This window comes from Tenacibaculum sp. L6, assembly GCF_028823685.1.
Taxonomy (GTDB): Bacteria; Bacteroidota; Bacteroidia; order Flavobacteriales; family Flavobacteriaceae; genus Polaribacter.
This window is the reverse complement of sequence record NZ_JAPEHZ010000048.1, coordinates 1-16,481: the sequence shown is the minus strand read 5'-3', so window position 1 is coordinate 16,481 and position 16,481 is coordinate 1. Positions and strand designations below refer to the sequence as shown.

The 16,481-nt window shown below is 33.2% G+C and carries 18 protein-coding genes; 8 read left to right on the top strand and 10 right to left on the bottom strand.

Annotated features, from left to right (window positions below; genetic code table 11):
- Positions 1–1,030: outer membrane beta-barrel family protein (locus OU788_RS09240; protein WP_274634911.1), on the top strand; the 1,030-nt coding region annotated here is incomplete at its 5' end.
- A gap of 157 nt (positions 1,031–1,187) precedes the next feature.
- Here the strand turns inward: OU788_RS09240 and OU788_RS09235 are convergent.
- Positions 1,188–1,364 (bottom strand): hypothetical protein, encoded by a 177-nt coding sequence (locus OU788_RS09235; protein WP_028891109.1) that lies wholly within the window; start codon positions 1,362–1,364, stop codon positions 1,188–1,190.
- A 146-nt stretch (positions 1,365–1,510) separates the two neighbouring features.
- Here OU788_RS09235 and fumC point away from each other — a divergent pair, with 146 nt between their 5' ends.
- Positions 1,511–2,911 carry a class II fumarate hydratase gene (gene fumC / locus OU788_RS09230; protein WP_274634910.1) on the top strand — a complete coding sequence of 467 codons (1,401 nt, stop codon included), beginning with the start codon at positions 1,511–1,513 and terminating at the stop codon, positions 2,909–2,911.
- Between the two features lie 154 nt (positions 2,912–3,065).
- Positions 3,066–3,539 (top strand): nucleoside deaminase, encoded by a 474-nt coding sequence (locus OU788_RS09225; RefSeq protein WP_274634909.1) that lies wholly within the window; start codon positions 3,066–3,068, stop codon positions 3,537–3,539.
- A 39-nt stretch (positions 3,540–3,578) separates the two neighbouring features.
- Here the strand turns inward: OU788_RS09225 and OU788_RS09220 are convergent, their stop codons facing one another.
- Positions 3,579–3,785, bottom strand: a complete 207-nt coding sequence (locus tag OU788_RS09220) for an SHOCT domain-containing protein (RefSeq protein ID WP_274634908.1) — start codon at positions 3,783–3,785, stop codon at positions 3,579–3,581.
- A 175-nt stretch (positions 3,786–3,960) separates the two neighbouring features.
- Between OU788_RS09220 and hutI the strand changes: the two genes are divergently transcribed.
- Together hutI and OU788_RS09210 are read left to right on the top strand one after the other, a co-directional pair.
- Positions 3,961–5,193: an imidazolonepropionase gene (gene hutI, locus OU788_RS09215; protein WP_274634907.1), complete on the top strand. Its 1,233-nt coding sequence runs from the start codon at positions 3,961–3,963 to the stop codon at positions 5,191–5,193.
- Between the two features lies 1 nt (position 5,194).
- On the top strand, positions 5,195–6,205 hold the full coding sequence (locus OU788_RS09210; protein WP_274634906.1) for a formimidoylglutamase: 1,011 nt from the start codon (positions 5,195–5,197) through the stop codon (positions 6,203–6,205).
- Positions 6,206–6,318: 113 nt separating this feature from the next.
- Here the strand turns inward: OU788_RS09210 and OU788_RS09205 are convergent, their stop codons facing one another.
- The 4 genes from OU788_RS09205 to OU788_RS09190 all read right to left on the bottom strand — a co-directional run bounded on the left by OU788_RS09205 (position 6,319) and on the right by OU788_RS09190 (position 10,087).
- Positions 6,319–7,257 (bottom strand): NAD(P)H-dependent flavin oxidoreductase, encoded by a 939-nt coding sequence (locus tag OU788_RS09205; protein ID WP_274634905.1) that lies wholly within the window; start codon positions 7,255–7,257, stop codon positions 6,319–6,321.
- Position 7,258: 1 nt separating this feature from the next.
- The gene (locus OU788_RS09200; protein ID WP_274634904.1) at positions 7,259–8,059 is read right to left on the bottom strand and encodes an energy transducer TonB; all 801 of its coding nucleotides are present in this window, start codon (positions 8,057–8,059) and stop codon (positions 7,259–7,261) included.
- Between the two features lie 18 nt (positions 8,060–8,077).
- Positions 8,078–9,265, bottom strand: coding sequence for a tRNA 2-thiouridine(34) synthase MnmA (gene mnmA / locus OU788_RS09195; RefSeq protein WP_446751484.1), 1,188 nt, complete (start codon positions 9,263–9,265; stop codon positions 8,078–8,080).
- 153 nt (positions 9,266–9,418) lie between these two features.
- On the bottom strand, positions 9,419–10,087 hold the full coding sequence (locus OU788_RS09190; RefSeq protein WP_274634903.1) for a toxin-antitoxin system YwqK family antitoxin: 669 nt from the start codon (positions 10,085–10,087) through the stop codon (positions 9,419–9,421).
- A gap of 84 nt (positions 10,088–10,171) precedes the next feature.
- Between OU788_RS09190 and OU788_RS09185 the strand changes: the two genes are divergently transcribed.
- Positions 10,172–10,753, top strand: coding sequence for an adenylosuccinate lyase (locus tag OU788_RS09185; RefSeq protein WP_274634902.1), 582 nt, complete (start codon positions 10,172–10,174; stop codon positions 10,751–10,753).
- A gap of 17 nt (positions 10,754–10,770) precedes the next feature.
- Here OU788_RS09185 and OU788_RS09180 read toward each other — a convergent pair whose 3' ends face one another.
- The 4 genes from OU788_RS09180 to OU788_RS09165 are packed head-to-tail and all read right to left on the bottom strand — an operon-like array spanning position 10,771 to position 13,047.
- On the bottom strand, positions 10,771–11,445 hold the full coding sequence (locus OU788_RS09180) for a hypothetical protein (RefSeq protein WP_274634901.1): 675 nt from the start codon (positions 11,443–11,445) through the stop codon (positions 10,771–10,773).
- A gap of 34 nt (positions 11,446–11,479) precedes the next feature.
- A complete protein-coding gene (locus tag OU788_RS09175; RefSeq protein ID WP_274634900.1) occupies positions 11,480–11,611 on the bottom strand; it encodes a hypothetical protein in 132 nt (43 codons plus the stop codon).
- Between the two features lie 46 nt (positions 11,612–11,657).
- Entirely contained in the window at positions 11,658–12,494 is an 837-nt protein-coding gene (locus OU788_RS09170) for a sterol desaturase family protein (RefSeq protein ID WP_274634899.1), read from the bottom strand.
- 55 nt (positions 12,495–12,549) lie between these two features.
- Positions 12,550–13,047: a YkgJ family cysteine cluster protein gene (locus tag OU788_RS09165; protein ID WP_274634898.1), complete on the bottom strand. Its 498-nt coding sequence runs from the start codon at positions 13,045–13,047 to the stop codon at positions 12,550–12,552.
- A 122-nt stretch (positions 13,048–13,169) separates the two neighbouring features.
- On the opposite strand from OU788_RS09165, the gene argS reads away from it, so the two are divergent.
- On the top strand, positions 13,170–14,942 hold the full coding sequence (argS, locus tag OU788_RS09160) for an arginine--tRNA ligase (protein WP_274634897.1): 1,773 nt from the start codon (positions 13,170–13,172) through the stop codon (positions 14,940–14,942).
- Positions 14,943–15,014: 72 nt separating this feature from the next.
- Entirely contained in the window at positions 15,015–16,403 is a 1,389-nt protein-coding gene (gene lpdA / locus OU788_RS09155) for a dihydrolipoyl dehydrogenase (protein ID WP_274634896.1), read from the top strand.
- Positions 16,404–16,481 lie beyond the last annotated feature (78 nt).

Here is a 16,481-nt window from a genome sequence, read left to right as displayed (position 1 = left end):
CATTTATGCTTTTTATTCACAATACGGAAGTAAAATCAATAAATTTTCATATTTATTAGGTTTAAGAGCTGAAGTTACTGATATTGACTTAACTGTATTCACTATTGATGAATTCAAAGAGAAAAAATATACTGAATTATTCCCAACCGTAAACTTAGGATACGAAATTAACGAAAGTGACAACATCGCTCTTGGATATAGCAGAAGACTACAAAGACCTCGTCATTGGTTCTTAAATCCATTTGAAAGCCGTAGTTCTGCTACCAACGTTTTTAAAGGAAACCCTGACCTTGATCCTACTTTTACAAACTCTTTTGATCTTGGATATAATGCGCGAATTAGCAAATTAAACTTAGGAGCTTCATTATACTATCAACATTCAACAGATATTATTCAACGAGTATCTATATTAGAAGAAAGAAATGTTAACGGTGTTTTAACGGATGTAACAGTAAGACAACCCGTAAATTTAAATGACGAAAATCGTTATGGTTTCGAATTTACTACAAATTACAACCCTGTTAAATGGGCTCGTTTATCAGCAACATTTAATTATTTTAAATTCAATACAGACGCTTTTACTTATGTGTACACAGCCCCTAATGGTTCACAAATAACAACACCTTTAAAAGAAGTTAATAATAGTAGTTGGTTTGCTCGTTTCAACTCAAGAATTACCTTACCTGCTAAAATCGAATGGCAAACACGATTAATGTATCGTGCCCCACAATCATCTGCTCAAGATGATAGAGAAGGTATGTTTATGGCCAACCTTGCTTTTAGTAAAGATTTGTTTAACGAAAAAGCTTCGTTAGTATTAAACGTTAGCGATTTATTTAATTCTCGTAAACGTGAAAGCACTACTTATTTATATGATGAAGATGGAATACTTAAAACAATTAACGATGGAGCTTTCCAGTGGAGAGAACGCCAAATATCTTTAAGCTTCACGTATCGTTTCAACCAAAAGAAAAAACGTGAACGTCCTGAACGAAACGGAGATTTCGATGGTGGTGGTGAAGGGTTTTAATACTTCATTCAAATATAATAAAAAAGAGAGCTGATTGTTCAGCTCTCTTTTTTATTGCAGAAACTTAGGTTGAAAAACTTATTTCTAGTTAAATATAGTCACAAAAAAACCACGCTAAAAGACGTGGTCTAAATATTGTATTTATTGTATCTAAAGATTACTTACCTTCTTCGGCAGCTCTTTTAGCTTCTCTTTTTAACTTCATGTTTTCCCAGATAGTTCCACCAATCCAGTAAGGAACTACAAATGTTAATAAGAAAATTAACAGCCAAAATCCAGCTGTAAAAATAAACATGAATAATACTAATCCTGAGAATTCTGAAAAATCTAACATTTGTTTCTTGTTAATAATTGTTATGCCACAAAATTATAACTATTTTTCTTTTCTTCCAATAAAATCTAATAAAAATCACTCGTAAAAACTATAAGAATTTGTAATTTTGGACATCATTAATTTTTAGCATTTTAAATCATTTCATAATGACAAAATATAGAATTGAGAAAGACACTATGGGACAGGTAGAAGTACCTGCTGATAAATATTGGGGAGCACAAACTGAGCGTTCTCGTAACAATTTTAAAATTGGTCCTGCTGCCTCTATGCCTTTAGAAGTAGTATACGGATTTGCATACTTAAAAAAAGCTGCTGCTTACACTAACGCAGAGTTAGGGGTGTTAGCTGCTGAAAAACGTGATTTAATTGCACAAGTATGTGATGAAATTTTAGAAGGAAAGCACGATGATCAATTCCCTTTAGTAATTTGGCAAACAGGTTCTGGTACACAAAGTAACATGAACGTTAACGAAGTTATAGCAAACCGTGCGCATGAAATTGCTGGAAAAGTAATTGGTGAAGGTGAAAAAACTATCCAACCGAACGATGACGTAAACAAATCGCAATCATCTAACGATACCTTCCCAACAGGTATGCACATTGCTGCTTACAAAAAAGTTGTAGAAGTAACCATTCCGGGTGTTGAGCAATTACGTGATACCTTACAAGCAAAAGCAGAAGCTTTTAAAGATGTTGTAAAAATTGGACGTACGCACTTAATGGATGCTACTCCCCTAACCTTAGGACAAGAGTTTTCTGGGTATGTAGCGCAATTAAACTTCGGATTAAACGCTTTAAAAAACACCTTAGCGCATTTAGCTCAATTAGCTTTAGGAGGAACTGCGGTAGGAACTGGATTAAACACTCCTGCTGGTTACGATGTGTTAGTTGCTAAATATATTGCTGAGTTTACAGGATTACCATTTGTAACTGCTGAAAATAAATTTGAAGCCTTAGCAGCGCACGATGCTTTAGTTGAAACACATGGAGCTTTAAAACAATTAGCAGTTTCTTTAAATAAAATAGCCAACGATATTCGTTTAATGGCGTCTGGACCACGTTCTGGAATTGGAGAAATCATCATTCCTGCTAACGAACCAGGATCTTCTATCATGCCAGGAAAAGTAAACCCTACACAAGCAGAAGCTATGACTATGGTTTGTGCACAAGTTATGGGTAACGACGTTGCTGTAACCGTTGGTGGTACTCAAGGTCACTACGAGTTAAACGTGTTCAAACCTATGATGGCTGCTAACGTATTACAATCAGCTCAATTAATTGGAGATGCTTGTGTGTCGTTTGATGTAAACTGTGCTGCTGGTATTGAACCAAACCAAACAAGAATTACTGAGTTATTAAACAACTCATTAATGTTAGTTACGGCATTAAATACTAAAATTGGATATTACAAAGCTGCAGAAATTGCAAATACAGCACATGCTAACGGAACTACTTTAAAAGAAGAAGCGGTACGTTTAGGGTATGTAACTCCAGAACAATATGACGAATGGGTTAAACCAGAAGATATGATTGGAAGCTTAAAGTAAAAACGTATTTTTGTTATAAAACCATAAAAGCCACTTAATTGTGGCTTTTTTTAGCTAATAAAATCTGTTAGTAATTTGATAAAAATTTGTCAATTCGAGTGAATTTTACTCATTTTTATGAGTAAAATTAGTATCGAGAATAAAATTAAAAAATATGAATACACACGAAGAATATATGAGCGAAGCAGTAAAAGCTGCTTTAAAAGGAATGCAGAACAACGAAGGAGGACCTTTTGGTTGTATTGTTGTTAAAGATGGAAAAATCATCGGAAGAGGAAACAATAAGGTTACTTCTACCAACGACCCAACTGCACACGCAGAAGTAACAGCCATTCGTGATGCTTGTAAAAATATAGGTTCTTTTCAATTAGATGGATGTATTGTATATACCTCTTGCGAACCTTGTCCTATGTGTTTAGGCGCTATTTATTGGGCACGTCCTGATAAAGTTTTTTACGGAAGCAACCAGCAAGATGCTGCTAATATAGGTTTTGATGATGAGTTTATTTACAAAGAAATTCCGTTACCATACGAAAAAAGAAGCATTCCGTTTGAACAAATTGGACGTAATATAGCCTTAGAACCTTTTCAGAAATGGTCTGAGAAAGAAGATAAAATAGAATATTAAAAAGTAAATTCCCTTTGTATTTTTTACAAGGGGATTTTTTTAACTACTTTTTTTAAGTAAGTACTTTTTTAGCTTCTTCGTAATTTCGCCTTCTGCAAAACGTCTTTTTAGAATCTCTAATGGTGTCTCTTTCTTTGTTACTTGAAATGAAGAACTGTAAAACAAGAAAAAGAATATTCCTATTACTACCCAAACAATCCACCAAGCAAAGTGCATACCCCAAAAATGTCCGTCATGATAATGCATAACTATTGAATTTCAATAAAGCTACACTAAGTTACAAAATTATCAAACTGAAAACCAGTAAAATACAAGTTTTAACGAGATAAAAAAGAGAATTAAAACACAAATCACTCCTAAAAAATGTACCATAAATTGTAGTTTTTACCGTAAGTTTGTCTAACAAATTTAAGTATTTAACATGACAACTTTATTCATAAACATCAAAGAATTAATCCAAATCAGAGAAACAGATACCAAAAAAGTATCAGGAGCTGCGATGAACATTTTACCTACCATAAAAAACGCTTTTTTATTGGTTAAAAACGATGTTATTATCGATTATGGTAGCATGAAAAAAGCCCCTACTTCTGCTGATAAAACTATAGACTGTACTGGTAAAATGATGTTACCTACTTGGTGCGATTCGCATACACACATTGTATATGCAGGCAATCGTGAACAAGAATTTGTGGATAGAATTAACGGATTGAGTTATGAAGAAATAGCCAATCGTGGTGGTGGTATTGTAAATTCTGCCAAGAAATTACAAGAAACTTCAGAAGAAGAACTATACCAGCAATCGGCAAAACGATTAGAGGAAGTGATTGCTTTAGGTACGGGAGCGGTTGAAATAAAATCAGGGTATGGTTTAACTGTTGATGCTGAGTTAAAAATGTTACGTGTTATTAAAAAACTACGCGAAAACTACAATATTCCTATCAAAGCTACTTTTTTAGGAGCACATGCTTTCCCTACCGAATATAAAAACAACAAAGAAGGATACATCAATTTAATTATTGAGGAAATGCTACCTAAAGTTGCCGAAGAAAATTTAGCTGATTTTGTTGATGCTTTTTGTGAAACTGGATATTTTTCGGTAGAAGATACTGATAGAATTTTAACCGCTGCGCAACAATACGGATTAACGCCAAAGGTACACGTAAATCAGTTTACTACCATTGGTGGAGTTCAGGTAAGTATAAAACACAACGCATTATCTGTTGATCATTTAGAAGTAATGAATCCTGAAGATATTGAAGCATTGAAAGGAACACAAACTATGCCTGTAGCATTGCCTTCGTGTTCGTACTTTCTAAGCATTCCATACACACCTGCTCGTGATATTATCAAAGCAGGATTACCTCTTGCTTTAGCTACCGATTACAACCCAGGATCTACCCCATCAGGAAATATGAATTTTGTGGTAGCAACAGCGTGTATTAAAATGAAAATGACCCCAGAAGAAGCGATTAATGCAGCAACCATTAACGGAGCCTATGCAATGAACTTATCTGATGAGGTTGGAAGTATTACCAAAGGAAAAAAGGCGAATTTAATCCTAACGAAAGAAATTCCTTCGTATGGGTTTTTACCGTATTCCTTCGGAAGTAATTTAATTGATTCAGTGTTCATCAACGGAAAGGAGGTTTAATATGCTAACAATATTTAACGAAAAAGACATACAAGAGTTTGTAACACCGCGTGAAGGAGAAACAAAATTAGGAGAATGTGTTGCTGTTATCAATCCTAAAAAAGAATTGCAATCAGCACTTGAAAATTCAGATGCTTCTTTTGTCATTTTAGGTGTTCCTGAAGATATTGGCGTACGCATGAACGGTGGAAATGGTGGCGCACACACCGCTTTTATTCCAGCGCTAAAGTCTTTTTTAAACACCCAACAAAATCAATTTATCGACGGAAATGATATTCTTGTTTTAGGATATTTAGACTGTTTAGACGATGTATATGATTTTGATGTTTCTGATAGAGAAAAAGGTGATTTATTAGTAAAAGCTATTGATAAAGAACTTTCAAACCTTATCAAAACAATTGTTGAAAGTGGTAAAACTCCAATCATTATTGGTGGCGGACATAACAATGCTTACGGAAATATTAAAGGACTTTCTGAAGGAAAAAATCAACCTGTTAATGTAATTAACTTAGATGCACATACCGATTTACGTCGTTTGGAGGAACGTCATAGTGGTAATGGGTTTTCGTATGCTTTACAAGAAGGTTTTATCAACCATTACTTTATGTTTGGATTGCATGAAAACTATACACCTCAGTATATTTTTGAGATGATTCATGACAGTTTAAACCTAGAATACAATACTTTTGAAGAATTAGAAGTGTATCAGTCTACTTCTTTTGAAGGTGAATTACAACGCGCTGAAAGTTTTATAGAAAATGCTCCTTTCGGAATTGAGATTGATTTGGATTGTGTGCAACACTTCCCAAGTAGTGCTATGACACCTAGCGGATTTACCCCACAACAAGCACGTAGATTTGCACATTATTTTGGAAAACTACAAAATGCCTCATATTTGCATATTTGTGAAGGTGCTCCTGCAGTAGTTAAAGATGAAATTGCTAACGGGCAAGTTGGAAAATATATCAGCTACTTAATCTCTGATTTTATAAAGGCTAAAAGTAATTCATAAAAAGTTGTCATTTCGAACGAAGAGAGAAATCTTAAGAATATCAACTTTAAGATTCCTCCTCGTACCTCGTTCGGAATGACGAATTTCTTATTTTTTTGGCAATCGCCCTGTGACTAAAACAATTGCTCTTTTTTTACTTGCTTATATTCAGCAATTATAGCTTCCAACACTTCTTTCGCAGGTTTAATTTCGTGAATCAATCCTGCTACTTGACCAATTTCTAGCTCACCATCATCTAAATTTCCTTCAAACATTCCTCGTTTAGCACGAGCACGTCCTAACAACTCTTTTAAATCTTCTATCGTTGGATTTTGTTGATATAATTCTTGCACTTCTTGATAAAATTTATTTTTCACCAAACGAACAGGTGCTAATTCTTTCAATGTTAAATGCGTGTCTCCATCTTTTACATCTACAATTGTCTTCTTGAAGTTTTCATGTGCTGACGATTCTACAGTTGCAGCAAAACGACTTCCTATTTGTACTCCATCAGCACCAAGTACCATCGCCGCTAACATGCCTCTACCCGATCCGATTCCTCCTGCCGCTATTACTGGAATTTTCACTTGTTCTTTTACCATCGGAATTAACGTAAACGTAGTGGTTTCTTCTCGTCCGTTATGACCTCCTGCTTCAAAACCTTCACAAACTACGGCGTCAACTCCAGCGGCTTCCGCTTTTAAAGCAAATTTCACAGAACTTACTACATGCAATACAGTAATTCCTTTTTCCTTTAAAAAAGATGTCCAAGTTTTCGGATTTCCAGCAGAAGTAAATACAATCTTCACTCCTTCTTCAACAATAATATCCATGATTTTTTCAATATCAGGATATAACATTGGTACGTTTACTCCGAAAGGTTTATCGGTTGCTTTTTTACATTTTTGAATATGTTCTCGTAACACATCAGGATACATAGAACCTGCTCCGATTAATCCTAATCCGCCTGCATTAGATACTGCTGAAGCTAGTCTCCATCCTGAAACCCAAATCATTCCACCTTGAACGATTGGATACTGTATATTAAATAATTTAGTAATTTTATTTTGCATCTTATCCTCTAAAGTTTAACGGTTGAATATAATTAAAAGGTATCTTTCTATTCAAATGTATCGCAGGCTCCCAGCCTTCTAAATTTTCAAAAAAATGAGTAATCTCTTTTTCTAGTTTTTCAGGAATCTTTTCATCGATAGTAATGTCCTTTATATTTCCTTCTATATCAATCACATACTCTACAATTATCTGACCTTTAACTTTATAACTTATCTTACTTGTTAACTGTTTAAGTAATTTGTAATATTTTTTGTCCCCTCCTTTAAACACTGGTTTTTTTTCTTTTATTATCTTATCGACATTATCAAGTTTTTCTCCCTTTTCATTATAATAAGTTGTTTTGAGTATTGAATCATTTTTTACGATTCCTTTTCCTGCTAACTCACCATTATAGTGATAAATCTTCCAAACTCCTTCTCTCTTTCCATTTAAATAAACTCCTTCAGTGTTCTTATTCCCATTGTCAAACCAAGTTTGCATTTTTCCATGCCTTTTTCCTTCTTTATTATAAAAATACAAAGCTGATATTTTACCATATTTATTAAACACCACTGATTCCCCTATTTTAGTTTTTCTTTCATCAGTTAGGTAATGTGTATAGCTATAAAGCTTTCCACTACGTCTATACTTCCTAACTAACCAAAGAGAATCAGGTGTTTTAGTAATAATTTCAAAAGACATTGCTTTGTCCTTATTCTTGATTATATTACCTTTTTTATCTAAATAATTAACAATAGAATCTTTTTGAGAGTATCCATTAGCACAAATGAATACTACAAATAATAGCAATATTTTTTTCATAATTTATATTTTTTTTTTCTACGAGATCACTCCCGACCCTAATAATTCTTCATTTGTATACCAAGCTACAAATTGTCCTTCTTGAATCGCTGATTGAGGATTTTCGAACTCAACATACAATCCGTTTTCTACTTTATGTAACGTTGCTTTTTCCAAAGGTTGACGATAACGAATACGTGCCTCTACTTCCATCGTTTCACCAGTTTGTAATGCTAAATCTTCACGTACCCAATGCAATTCTTCATTAGAAACAAACAAGACATTACGATACAAACCTTGATGATCCTTTCCTTCTCCTGTGTAAATGATGTTGGTATCAACATCTGTTTCGATAACAAATAGTGGTTCTTTGGTACCACCAACCGCTAAGCCTTTACGTTGTCCTTTTGTAAAATAATGCGCTCCTTGATGCTTACCTACTACTTTTCCGTCTTCTTTGTTGTAAGAAAACTTTGTAGAAAAATAAGCTAATTCAGCTTCTTTATTTTCAAATTGAGGAATTGTACGATTGTACTGTTCAAAATCTGTTGGAATTTGAATTATTTCTCCTTCTTTAGGCTGTAATTTTTGCTGTAAGAAATCAGGAAGTCTTACTTTACCTATAAAACATAATCCTTGGCTATCTTTTTTATCGGCAGTAATTAAATCGGCTTCTTTTGCTATTTCACGAACTTCTGGTTTTGTCAACTCTCCAATAGGAAACAACGCTTTTGACAATTGTTCTTGTGATAACTGACATAAAAAGTACGACTGGTCTTTATTGGTATCTTTTCCTGCTAATAATTTATATACAGGCTTTCCATCAATAAGTTCTTCTGCTTTTCTACAATAATGACCTGTTGCTACATAATCGGCCCCTAAACTTAATGCGATGTCCATAAACACATCAAACTTAATTTCACGATTACATAATACATCAGGGTTAGGTGTACGTCCTTTTTCGTATTCATTAAACATATAATCAACAATACGCTCTTTGTATTGTTCGCTTAAATCAACCGTTTGAAAAGGAATTCCTAATTTTTCAGCAACAATCATTGCGTCGTTACTATCTTCTAACCACGGACATTCATCAGAAATAGTTACTGAATCATCGTGCCAGTTTTTCATAAACAGCCCAATAACTTCATATCCTTGTTCTTTTAGTAAATACGCTGTTACACTACTATCTACACCTCCTGAAAGTCCTACTACTACTCTTTTCATTTTGTACTTTTGAAGCCGCAAATTTACGAAATAATAAATGTTTTTATTATGGAAATATTTGATGACATCATTATAAAAATTGATGGACTCAAGTATACCTTAGTCCATCATCATTTATTATAAACTTAATTTTGTATTTACTATCTCTAGCTGTTAATTTTTGGGTATTGAATGTACGGTTCTTTTTCTTTTATCGGTAACGACTTCTCCATCCATATAAAACTCCCATTTACCGTCTCTTTTTCCGTTTTTATACATTCCTTTTTCTTTTAGGTTTCCTTTTAAATCGTAGTATTTACCTTCACCTTCAAGTTTTCCATCTACATAATTAACTTCTTCAATCATGATACCTGAATCGGTAAATATTTTAGACATTCCGCTTTTTTTTCCTTCTTTATAATAGGTTTCTTCGGTTAGTTTTCCGTTTCTGTAATAATTTTTCACTACTCCATCTAACTTACCATCAATATATTCTTCTTCTGAGAATAATTTTCCATCAGTAAAATAATATGTCCATTTACCTACTCGCTTTTTCCCTATCATCCAACCTTCTGTTTTCACTTTTCCTTTTGGGGTGAAAAATTGAACAAAAGCACTATCAGATTTTGTTGAAAATTCTTTAGTCATGGACGGGACTCCATAAGAATTTGGTTCATAAAACTTAAAAGTTCCTATTTCTTTACCGTTTTTGAACTGTCCTGTATATCGAACATCGTTTTTATCATCATCATAATATTTTTTCCACACTCCATCTCTCTTTCCGTTAGCATCTAACTGATTTATTTTTTGTGCCTGCGCAGTGCTTATAAAAAATGCTGACAATAGAAGTGCTGTTGAAAATATCCTGTTTATATTTATCATGCTATTATTTCTTTTACAATTCAAATTTACATAAACCATACCAATATGAATGCTGATTTTTTAATTTCTGTTTTAAATGACGTTGATACTGCTGCTAGAATAAACAGAGAAAAAGCTTCAAATATTGTATTACAAAATCCAATACTAGTAAAAAACCTAGTAGAATTTACTTTTGATGTCGATAATAAACTATCCATCAAAGCTGCTTGGGTATTGGAATGGATTTGCACCCACCACGGAATAGAGCATATTCTTCCTTATTTAGAAACTTTTACTCAAAATATTTCCAAAGTACATTTTGATAGTGCTATAAGACCTTGTGCTAAAATTTGTGAACATTTAGCTATTGCATATACTTCTAAAACAGCGAATAAAGCTCAGCAACAACTAACCCTAAAACATATAGATTTAATTATTGAAACTGGATTCGACTGGTTAATTACCAATCAGAAAATAGCTGTTAAAGCTTATACCATGAATACTTTATACCTATTTGGTTTACAAAAAGATTGGGTACACCCTGAACTGGAACATATTATTCGTACTAAAGTGATTCATGAAAGTAAAGGTTGTAAAGCCAGAGGAAAACACATATTAGAGTTGATTGAGAAACAAAAAACGAGGTAAAACACCTCGTTTTTTGTTTATATTTTTCTTGACTTTAAAAGATAAAACTTATAATTTTTATCTGTCTTTAATTTATCATACCACAACTTGGCATTTTCATTATCTTCTAATTTTTTATATGCTACAAAATGCATAAAATCAAATAGTCCTTTATTTTCAGACGCTATTTCCGATTCTTTAAATTTATCTTTTAAAACTTCTAATACTTTTTCGTTTTTTCCTCTTAATAGCAATCGATAAGCATCATCTAACAAATCTGCTTTCTGTTCATATTTTTCTTTATACTCTTTTTTAGTTGAAAGCTTTTTAACCATTCGTAAATAGTTTGATGCTAAATTCATGTAATCATTCTCTACATCATCATTTACATAGATGGATGTATCATAATATTTCTCAGCTATAGACATTGCAGCTTCTGCATTAGGTTCTTTATTAAAGCTTGCATAATCTGATTGAAGAGCAGACGTATTAATTGCATACTTTTTCAACACTTTTAGCATTTGGTTTTTATCTTTATAACCTGTTTCATTATAAATAACTTCACCATTAGCATCTACAATCAATACATACGGAATTCTATTTGCTGAATATTTATTTGATACCTTTCTAAAAACATCAATATCAATTTTTAAAGGAACGAATCCATTTAAAAGTTCTTGTATTTCTGGTTGATTCCACGTGTTAGACTCCATTTCTATACAAGGTTTACACCAAGTAGCCCAAAAATCAATTACAATTAATTTGTTGGTAGCAATAGATAATTTTTTTAGCACCTTCAAAAGAAGTCATCCACTGAGTAGCATTTGACTTTTGAATAATAGCCACAAAAAACACAATAGAAAGAATGATTTTTTTCATAATATCAATTTTTTAGCATTAATTTTTATGCAATAGTAAAAAAAGTTCATAATTCTTCCAAATTCGTAGGTTTTCTGTACCCTTGAAAAGGTTGCTTCAACAACTCTATTAAATCAGAATTCTTTTTCTCATCAGGAAATGTATCGACACCATACACTATCTTTTCTCTATCCAACTCCATATAAGTTCCTAATATTCGATCCCAAATAGAAAAAATATTTCCGTAGTTAGAATCGGTATAGGGTAATAAATTATGGTGATGTACTTTGTGCATATCAGGAGAAACAATTACATAACTTAATGCTTTATCTAACTTTTTAGGCATCTTAATATTAGCATGTGTTAATTGCGTAAATACTAAAGACATTGATTGATACAACATAATTATACCTATTGGGGTTCCTACTAAAAAAACGCCTAGTAAAGTAAATGTAAAGCGAATAACACTCTCTATCGGGTGATGTCGGTTTGCAGTGGTAGTGTCTACCTTATGATCTGAATGATGCACCAAGTGTACCATCCACAAAGGTTTTACTTTATGTTCCACCAAATGTGCTAGATAAGCTCCGAAGAAATCTAAAAACAACACACCTAATAACACATACAACCACAACGGCATTTCTGGCAACCAATTAATTAAGCCAAAATTAGTTGCTTGTACCCAATCGGCAGTTTTTAATAATAAAAAAGCCAAAACGAAATTGACAATTACCGTAGTTGCAGTAAAAAACAAATTAGGCCATGCATGCTTCCATTTATTATATTTAAAATTGAATAACGGTACAGCACCTTCTAGTAGCCAAAAAAAAGCAATTCCGCCTACTAAAATAATACTTCTATGACTAGAAGGAATGGTTTCAAAATAGTGTATAAGGGTTTCCACAATGATATATTTTCTCTAAAAATAGAAAAAATATATGATTTTCTTCCTTTCTACTTTACTGAGGCAACCTTTTTTTAAGCTCTTCTACAATCCTATAAGTAGCAGGACAAACCTCTGTGTTTTTAATCGTCAAATCAGCTAACTGAATAAATTTCTTGCGATTGGTATGTGGATATTCCGAGCAGGCTTTCGGGCGCACATCATAAATAGAACAAGTATTATCAGACTCGTCTAAAAAAGTACAAGGAGCAGATTGCAACACCATAAAATTGTCTTCATCTCTTCTTAAATACTGCTTAGTAAAATCAACCACCTTCATTTTTAAGTGCTTTGCTATACGCTCAATATCTTTTTCTGTAAAAATAGGTGAAGTCGTTTTACAACAATTAGCACATGCTAAACAATCAGTACGCTCAAATTCTTCATCATGCAGCTCTTGCATTAATAAATCTAAACGCTTTGGTGTACGCTTTTTTAACTTTTGAAAATACTTCTTATTTTCTTGTAAAGCGTCATTCGCTAATTTCGATAAGTTTTCTAGGTCTTTATCCATACCGCAAAGGTACAAAAGCAGTATTGAAGTATGCTATAGAAGTGCTTCAAAAAATCATCTGTAAAATCGTGGGAATAAAAAATTAAAAACACTAATTTTGTCCGATAATCTAAAAAGAACCAATGAATATTCAATCGTTAATTGAAGCGAAAGTAAAAGAAGGATTTTTAGCCTTGTATGATGTAGAAATTCCAAATGTAGAATTTCAAGCAACCCGTAAAGATTTTGAAGGAGACGTTACTGTTGTTGTCTTCCCATTACTACGGTACAAAAAAGGAAATCCTGTTCAAATTGGTGAAGATTTAGGTAAATACTTAGTTGAAAACATCAACGAAATTACTAGCTACAATGTAGTTAAAGGTTTTTTAAACTTGGTAGTTGATGATTCTTTCTATGTAAACTTTTTTAATCAAATAGCTACTGATGCAACTTATGGCTTCGTAAAAGAAGACGAAACAGATGCACGTATGGTAGAGTATTCATCTCCTAACACAAACAAACCTTTGCACTTAGGACATGTTCGTAATGTATTGTTAGGATATTCGGTTGCTGAAATTTTAAAAGCTGCAGGACATAAAGTTTACAAAACACAAATTATCAACGATCGTGGTATCCATATTTGTAAGTCGATGTTGGCTTGGCAAAAATTTGGAAATGGAGAAACTCCTGAATCAACCGGGTTAAAAGGTGATAAATTAGTTGGTAATTACTACGTAAAATTCGATCAGGAGTATAAAAAAGAAATAGCTGAATTAGTTTCCAAAGGAATTTCTGAAGACGACGCTAAAAAACAAGCTCCACTTTTTGTTGAAGCACAAGAAATGCTTCGTAAATGGGAAGCTGGAGATAAGGAAGTAGTTACTCTTTGGGAAATGATGAACGGATGGGTATACAAAGGTTTCGATGTTACTTATGAAAACATCGGAGTTAACTTTGACAAATTATACTACGAAAGTAACACCTATTTATTAGGAAAAGATATTATTGAAGAAGGATTACTAAATGGTATTTTCTTCAAAAAAGAAGATGGTTCTGTTTGGTGTGATTTAACCGACGAAGGGTTAGATGAAAAACTAGTATTACGTTCAGACGGAACTGCAGTATATATGACCCAAGATATTGGTACAGCTGTACAACGCTCTAAAGATTTCCCTGATGTAAACGGAATGGTATATACCGTAGGTAACGAACAAGATTATCACTTTAAAGTATTGTTCTTAATCTTACAAAAACTAGGATACTCTTGGGCTAAACAATTATTCCACTTAAGTTACGGAATGGTTGATTTACCTTCTGGGAAAATGAAATCTCGTGAAGGAACTGTAGTTGATGCCGATGATTTAATGGATGAAATGACCAATACAGCTCGTGAAATTTCACAAGAATTAGGAAAGCTAGAAGGGTATTCAACTGAAGAAAAAGAGGAATTATATAAAACTATCGGATTAGGAGCTTTAAAATACTTCATTTTAAAGGTAGACCCTAAGAAGAGAATTTTGTTTGACCCACAAGCATCGGTAGATTTCCAAGGAAATACAGGTCCGTTTGTACAATATACCTATGCAAGAATTCAATCTATCATACGTAAAGCTGATTTTGATTATTCAACACCTGTATCAGTAGAATTACACGAAAAAGAAAAAGAATTGATCAAGCAATTAGAATTATACCCTGAAGTAATTCAGCAAGCAGCAAGTAACTATTCACCTGCTGTGATAGCTAATTACACGTATGATTTGGTAAAAGAATTTAACTCGTTCTATCAAAACGTATCAATTTTAGGAGAAGAAAATCAAGATAAAAAAACATTTAGAGTTCAGTTATCTAAAAAAGTAGCTGATACCATAAAATCTGCATTCAAATTATTAGGAATTCAGGTTCCTGAGAGAATGTAATAATTAGTTAATTTGAAAATGTTGCAAAGAGTAAAAACTTTGCTACTTTAAAACTTAAATAAAACAAACAACATGAAATACGACGTACTAATAATCGGAAGCGGTCCTGGAGGTTATGTAACTGCTATTAGAGCCTCTCAATTAGGATTTAAAACCGCTGTAGTAGAGAAAGAAAACTTAGGTGGAATTTGCTTAAACTGGGGATGTATTCCTACCAAAGCATTATTAAAATCTGCTCAAGTATATGATTATTTAAAACATGTTGATGAGTACGGTTTAAAAGCAGAAGCTATCGATAAAGATTTTGAAGCTGTGATTAAACGTAGTCGTGGTGTTGCTGAAGGAATGAGCAAAGGTGTTCAGTTCTTAATGAAGAAAAATAAAATTGATATCATCGACGGATTTGGTAAAGTGAAAGCTGGAAAAAAAGTAGATGTTACTGATAAAGATGGTAAAGTAACTGAGTATTCAGCTGACCATATTATTATTGCTACAGGAGCTCGTTCACGTGAGTTACCAAGTTTACCTCAAGACGGTAAAAAAGTTATCGGATATCGTGAGGCTATGAGCTTACCAAAACAACCAAAATCAATGATTGTTGTAGGTTCGGGTGCTATTGGAGTTGAGTTTGCACACTTCTATAACTCAATGGGAACTGATGTAACCGTTGTTGAATTTATGCCAAATATTGTTCCTGTTGAAGATAAAGATGTTTCTAAACAAATGGAGCGTTCTTTCAAGAAAGCTGGAATTAAAGTAATGACTAGTTCTTCTGTTGAGTCTGTTGACACTTCTGGTGATGGAGTAAAAGCAACTGTAAAAACTAAAAAAGGAGAAGAAATTTTAGAAGCAGACATCGTATTATCTGCAGTTGGAATTAAAACCAACATTGAAAACATCGGCTTAGAAGATGTTGGAATTATTACGGATAGAGATAAAATCTTAGTAAACGATTGGTATCAAACGAACATTCCTGGATACTATGCGATTGGAGATGTAACTCCTGGTCCTGCATTAGCTCACGTTGCTTCTGCGGAAGGAATTACTTGTGTTGAAAAAATCGCTGGTTTACATACTGAAGCTATCGACTACGGTAATATTCCTGGTTGTACCTATGCTACTCCAGAAATTGCTTCTGTTGGTTTAACAGAAGATCAAGCTAAAGAAGCAGGTTATGAATTAAAGATTGGTAAATTCCCATTCTCTGCCTCTGGTAAAGCAAAAGCAGCGGGTACTCCTGACGGATTTGTAAAAGTTATTTTCGATGCTAAGTATGGTGAATGGTTAGGATGCCACATGATTGGTGCTGGTGTAACTGATATGATTGCTGAAGCTGTTTTAGGTCGTAAATTAGAAACTACTGGTCACGAAGTATTAAAAGCTATCCACCCACACCCAACCATGAGTGAAGCGGTTATGGAAGCTGTAGCTGATGCTTATGACGAAGTAATTCACTTATAAAATATAAATTTCAGATTATTGAATTTCTATATTTGTAGTAAACACATAAAGATTGACAAACCTCACCAAAATGGTGAG